1 protein-coding gene is annotated in these 6,870 nt (G+C 62.1%); it reads left to right on the top strand.

Annotated elements, in window-relative coordinates; genetic code table 11:
- The coding region (locus tag ABIE16_RS14840; RefSeq protein ID WP_429521425.1) for an Ig-like domain-containing protein at nucleotides 1-6,830 on the top strand (6,830 nt) is incomplete at its 5' end.
- Nucleotides 6,831-6,870 lie beyond the last annotated feature (40 nt).

Below are 6,870 nucleotides of genomic sequence, written 5' to 3'. Positions count from 1 at the left end.
ACGCCGGCCCGATCACCCCCGGTACCTTCACCGGCACCTACGGCACCCTGGTGCTGAATGCCAACGGCACTTACACCTACACCCTCAACACCAGCGATGCGGATTTCAAAGCCCTGCACGGCGGTGGTGACGGCACCGAAACCTTCACCTACACAATCACCGATTCGGACGGCGACAGCAGCACCGCCAACCTGGTACTGCAGATCCACAACAACGATGACCCGATCACGATTGGCGGTTTGAATACTGAGGGCGGCGAGTTGACCGTCTTCGAGAAAAACCTCAGCGACGGCAGTGCACCGGATGCCACTGCCCTGACCCAGAACGGCACCTTCACCGTCGCCGCCCTCGACGGCGTGACGACCCTGACTGTCGGCGGTATCGCCGTGGTCACCGCTGGCGTGGCCGCCGGCTTCCCGCAATCGATCACTACGCCGCTGGGCAGCACCCTGACCATCACCGGGTTCAACGCGGCGACCGGCGTGGTGAGCTACAGCTACACCCTGAACGATAACGAAGCGCACCCAACCGCCAACGGTGCCAACACCCTGCCTGAGCAGTTCGCGGTGACCGTGGTCGACGACAACGGCACCACTGCCACCGGTTCTCTCGACGTGAACATCGTCGACGACCTGCCGAAAGGCGTGTACGACAGCAATGCATCAACGGCTTCGGAAACCCAGCTGACCCTCAACGGCAACGTGCTGACCAACGACGTGCAAGGCGCCGATCGGGTAACGGTTGGGGAGAGTAGCGGCCCGATCACCCCCGGCACCTTCACCGGCACCTACGGCACCTTGGTACTGAATGCCAACGGCACTTACACCTACACCCTCAACACCAGCGATGCGGATTTCAAAGCCCTGCACGGTGGTGGCGACGGCACCGAAACCTTCACCTACACAATCACCGATTCGGACGGCGACAGCAGCACCGCCAACCTGGTGCTCAACGTCTACAACAACGACGATCCGGTGACCCTCAACGGCCTCAACGTGTATGGCGGTGAGCTGACGGTCTACGAAAAAAATCTCGGCGACGGCAGTAACCCCAACGCGTCGGCCCTGACCCAGAGCGGGGCGTTTACCGTCACCGCCCTCGATGGCTTGCAAACCCTGACCGTCGGCGGCATCGCCGTGGTCACCGCTGGCGTGGCCGCCGGCTTCCCGCAAACCGCCGTCACGCCGTTGGGCAGCACCCTGACCATTACCGGGTTCAACGCCGCCACTGGCGTGGTGAGTTACAGCTACACCCTGAACGACAATGAAGCGCACCCGACCGCCATCGGCGCCAACAGCCTGACCGAGAACTTCAACGTCGTCGCTACCGACAGCGATGGCGACAGTGCAACCGGGCAGATCAACGTCAACATCGTCGATGACTTGCCGAAGGGCGTGGACGACAGCAATGCATCAACGGCTTCGGAAACCCTGCTGACCCTCAACGGCAACGTGCTGACCAACGACGTGCAAGGCGCCGACCGCGTGACGATCGGCGAAAACGCCGGACCCATCACCCCCGGTACCTTCACCGGCACCTACGGCACCTTGGTGCTGAATGCCAATGGCACTTACACCTACACCCTCAACACCAGCGATGCGGACTTCAAGGCATTGCACGGCGGTGGCGACGGCAGCGAAACCTTCACCTACACAATCACCGATTCGGACGGCGACAGCCGTACCGCCTACCTGGTGCTCAACGTCTCCAACAACGACAATCCGGTGACCCTCGACGGCCTCAACGTGTATGGCGGTGAGCTGACGGTCTACGAAAAAAATCTCGGCGACGGCAGCAACCCCAACGCGTCGGCCCTGATCCAGAGCGGTACTTTCACCGTCACTGCACTCGACGGTGTAACGACCCTGACTGTCGGCGGTATCGCCGTGGTCACCGCTGGCGTGGCTGCCGGCTTCCCGCAATCAATCACCACCCCGCTGGGCAGCACCCTGACCATAACCGGGTTCAACGCGGCGAGCGGCGTGGTGAGTTACAGCTACACCCTCAACGACAATGAAGCGCACCCGACCGCTAACGGCGCCAACACCCTGCCTGAGCAGTTCGCCGTGACCGTGGTCGATGATAACGGCACGACCGCCACGGGCAGCCTCGACGTGAACATCGTCGATGACCTGCCGAAAGGCGTGTACGACAGCAATGCATCAACGGCTTCGGAAACCCTGCTGACCCTCAACGGCAACGTGCTGAGCAACGACGTGCAAGGTGCTGACCGGGTGACGCTTGGCGAAAACGCCGGCCCGATCACCCCCGGTACCTTCACCGGCACCTACGGCACCCTGGTGCTGAATGCCAACGGCACTTACACCTACACCCTCAACACCAGCGATGCCGACTTCAAAGCCCTGCACGGTGGTGGCGACGGCACCGAAACCTTCACCTACACAATCACCGATTCGGACGGCGACAGCCGTACTGCCTACCTGGTGCTCAACGTCTCCAACAACGACAATCCGGTGACCCTCGACGGCCTCAACGTGTATGGCGGTGAGCTGACGGTCTACGAAAAAAATCTCGGCGACGGCAGCAACCCCAACGCGTCGGCCCTGACCCAGAGCGGCACCTTCACCGTCACTGCACTCGACGGTGTAACGACCCTGACTGTCGGCGGCATCGCCGTGGTCACCGCTGGCGTGGCCGCCGGCTTCCCGCAATCGATCACCACCCCACTGGGCAGCACCCTGACCATTACCGGGTTCAACGCGGCGAGCGGGGTGGTCAGTTACAGCTACACCCTCAACGACAATGAAGCGCACCCGACCGCCAACGGTGCCAACACCCTGCCTGAGCAGTTCGCCGTGACCGTGGTCGATGACAACGGCACGACCGCCACGGGCAGCCTCGATGTGAACATCGTCGACGACCTGCCGAAAGGCGTGTACGACAGCAATGCATCAACGGCTTCGGAAACCCTGCTGACCCTCAACGGCAACGTGCTGAGCAACGACGTGCAAGGTGCTGACCGGGTAACGATCGGCGAAAACGCCGGCCCTATCACCCCCGGCACCTTCACCGGCACCTACGGCACTCTGGTGCTGAATGCCAACGGCACTTACACCTACACCCTGAACACCAGCGATGCCGACTTCCAGGCATTGCACGGCGGTGGCGACGGCACCGAAACCTTCACCTACACAATCACCGATTCGGACGGCGACAGCAGCACCGCCAACCTGGTGCTCAACGTCTACAACAACGACGATCCGGTGACCCTCGACGGCCTCAACGTGTATGGCGGTGAGCTGACGGTCTACGAAAAAAATCTCAGCGACGGCAGCAACCCCAACGCATCGGCCCTGACCCAGAGCGGCACCTTCACCGTCACCGCACTGGACGGCGTGACGACCCTGACCGTGGGCGGCATCACTGTCGTCAGCGGAGGTGTGGCCGTCGGCTTCCCGCAAACGGCCGTTACGCTACTGGGCAGCACCCTGACCATCACCGATTACAACCCGGCGACCGGGGTAATCAGCTACAGCTACACCCTCAACGATAACGAAGCCCATCCAACCGCCAACGGCACCAACAGCCTGACCGAGAACTTCAACGTCGTCGCTACCGACAGCAATGGCGACACGGCGACCGGGCAGATCAACGTCAACATCATCGATGACTTGCCGAACGCCAAACCTGACTCGTCGTCGGTAGTGGAGGGCGGCACCGTCAACATCAGTGTGCTGGGCAATGACGCCAGCGGCGCCGATGGTCCGGCGACGGTGGTCGGCGTGCGTGCCGGCGGCAACACCTCGACCTCGGCCATCGGCGGACTGGGTAACCAGATCAACGGCACCTATGGCTACCTGACCCTCGATGCCAACGGCAACGCGGTGTATCACAGCAACCAGGATTCCGTCGGCGATCCGGGCGCCACTGACACGTTCACCTACACCGTGCGTGATGCCGATGGCGATGAAAGCACCACCACCATCACCATCGACGTCGCCAGCAGCACGATCAAGGCCAACCCCGATAGCGACGTGACGGTCTACGAAAAAGCCCTCGACCTGAGCAAGGACGGGCTGGACCTGGTCGCCGGTACGGTCACCGGCAGCGACCCGGGCAACACTGGCGAAACCGCGTCCGGGACCCTGGTCGGTTCGGTCTCGGGTGCCAGCGGCGCGCTCACCTACACCCTGGTCGGCAGCGCGACAGGCACCTACGGAAAGATCCTGATCAACCCCGACGGCAGCTATACCTACACGCTGACCTCGGCTCCGAAAACCTTGCCGAATGCCAACGACGGGCCGAACAGCCTGAGTGAAAGCTTCACCTACAAAGCGACCGATGCGCTGGGCAACAGCAGCACCAGCACCATCGTGGTCAACATTGTCGATGACGTGCCCAAGGCGGTGGCAACGGATCGCTCGGTGGCGGCGGTGGAGATCGATTCCAACTTGCTGATCGTGCTCGACGTCTCCGGCAGCATGGCCGACCCATCCGGCGTGTCGGGCCTGTCGCGTCTGGCCCTGGCCAAGCAGGCCATCAGTGCCTTGCTGGATAAATACGATGACCTCGGCGATGTGAAAGTGCAGCTCGTCACCTTCAGCAGCAGCGCTACCGACATGACCTCTGTGTGGGTCGATGTCGCGACCGCCAAGACACTGCTGGCCGGCCTCACCGCGAACGGCGGGACCAACTACGACGCGGCCGTGGTGACCATGCAGGCCGCGTTCAACACCTCGGGCAAACTGACCGGTGCGCAAAACGTCGGCTACTTCTTCTCCGACGGCAAGCCCACCACCGGCCAGGAAATCGGCACCGCCGACGAAACCGCGCTGAAAGCCTTCCTCGATGCCAACAACATCAAGAACTACGCGATCGGCCTGGGCAGTGGCGTGAGCAACGCCAACCTCGATCCGCTGGCCTACGACGGCATCAGCCACACCAACACCAATGCGGTGGTGGTCACTGACCTCAACCAACTCAACTCGGTGCTGTCCGGCACCGTGGTCGGCTCACCGGTCACCGGTTCGTTGCTGGGTGAGGGCGGCACGTTCGGCGCTGATGGCGGTTTCATCAAATCCATCGTGGTCGACGGCACTACCTACACTTACGATCCAAACGCCCTCAGCGGCCAGGGTTCGTTGACGTCAAGCGGCGGCACCAACCACGGCACCTTCAACACCGTGAACAACACGGTGAGCATCGCCACCAACAACAGCGGCACGTTGGTGATCAACCTCGACACTGGCGATTACAACTACACCTCGCAGAAAACCACTGCGGTGGTGATCACCGAGAACATCGGTTTCACCGCCAGCGACAACGATGGCGACCTCGCCAGCTCGACGCTGACCGTGAAAGTGATCCCCAACGCGCCTCCGGTGGCGGTGGACGACCACGTCATCACCAACGTGCTCTCGGGCACCATCGTGGTGCCGGGCGAACTGTTGCTGGCCAACGACACCGACCCCAATGGCGACCAACTTTCGGCGACACCGACCTCGTTCAACACCGGCTGGGTCGTGAAAGGCGCGGACTTCACCGGCACCGGCGCGATCAGCTTCGCCGGCGAAAACAACAACCCCGGCAACCAGAATCTGGCCAACGTGCGCAACGCCTTTGCGGCCAACGCGGCGACCATGACGGCGCTGCTGGTGGTCAGTGGCTATCTTGGCGCAGCGAACAACTCCAATGGCAACAATGAAGACTTCATCACGGTCAAGCTGAATCAAGGTGAGACACTCAACCTCAATCACAACCTGGATGCCGGGCACATCACGATGGAGTATTCGCTCAACGGTGGGGCGTTCGTAAGCATCGCCGATGGTGACACCATCACCGCAGGCGCCGATGGCACTTACCAGATCCACGTGACCAACATCGCCAACTCCAGTGGCGGCAATAAGAATGGGGCAGAAAACTACGAACTGACCATGACCGTCAACTACGCCGGAGCACACGAAGTCACTACGGACTACCACGGCACCTACACCGCCAACGACAACCACGGCGGCAGCGACTCGGCCAACCTGACCATCAGCTATCAGGACGGCCATACCCTCACCGGCACCAGTGGGGATGACGTACTGGTCGCAGGTGCGGGCAACAACATCATCAATGCCGGCGACGGCAACGATGTGCTCACTGCCGGCTCCGGCAACAACGAGCTGCATGGTGGCGCCGGCAATGATCTGCTCTTCAGCGGCCAGGGCAATGACATCCTTGATGGCGGCACGGGTATCGACACGGCCAGTTACGCCCACGCCACGGCTGGGGTGACGGTCGGTCTCAGCCTGCCAGGTGGGCAAAACACTCTCGGTGCCGGCACTGACACCCTGAGCGGTATCGAAAACCTCATCGGCTCGAACTTCAACGACACCCTGACCGGCGACAACACTAACAACACGATCAATGGCGGCCTTGGCAACGACATCCTCAGCGGCGGGAGCGGCGATGACTTGCTGATTGGTGGCCTGGGCAATAACACCCTGACCGGGGGGGCGGGGGGCGATACCTTCCAGTGGTTCAAGGGCAACAGTGGCCATGACGTGATCACTGACTTCACGCCCGGCACCGACAAACTCGACCTGTCGCAACTGCTGCAAGGGGAAAGCGGCACCACGGCTTCGCTGGATGATTACCTGCACTTCACCGTCACCGGCAGCGGGCCGTCGACAGTGACCAGCATCGACGTCAGCGCCATGGCCGGTGCCGCGCCGAACCAGACCATCGACCTGGCCGGCGTCGACCTCGCCAGTCAATACGGTGTAACGCCAGGCGCGGGTGGGGTGATCGCGGGTGGGCATGACACGGGGACCATTATCAACGGCATGCTCAACGATCATTCGTTGAAGGTGGATACCGTGTGAGCTGAAACCCGCTAAAGAACCCGCCATCCCTGTGAAGGGG

Origin of the sequence: Pseudomonas sp. 2725, assembly GCF_050434585.1 — a bacterium.
GTDB classification, from domain to species: Bacteria; Pseudomonadota; Gammaproteobacteria; order Pseudomonadales; family Pseudomonadaceae; genus Aquipseudomonas; species Aquipseudomonas jessenii.
The sequence above is the reverse complement of the archived record's forward strand: the minus strand, read 5'-3'. Positions and strand labels throughout refer to the sequence as shown.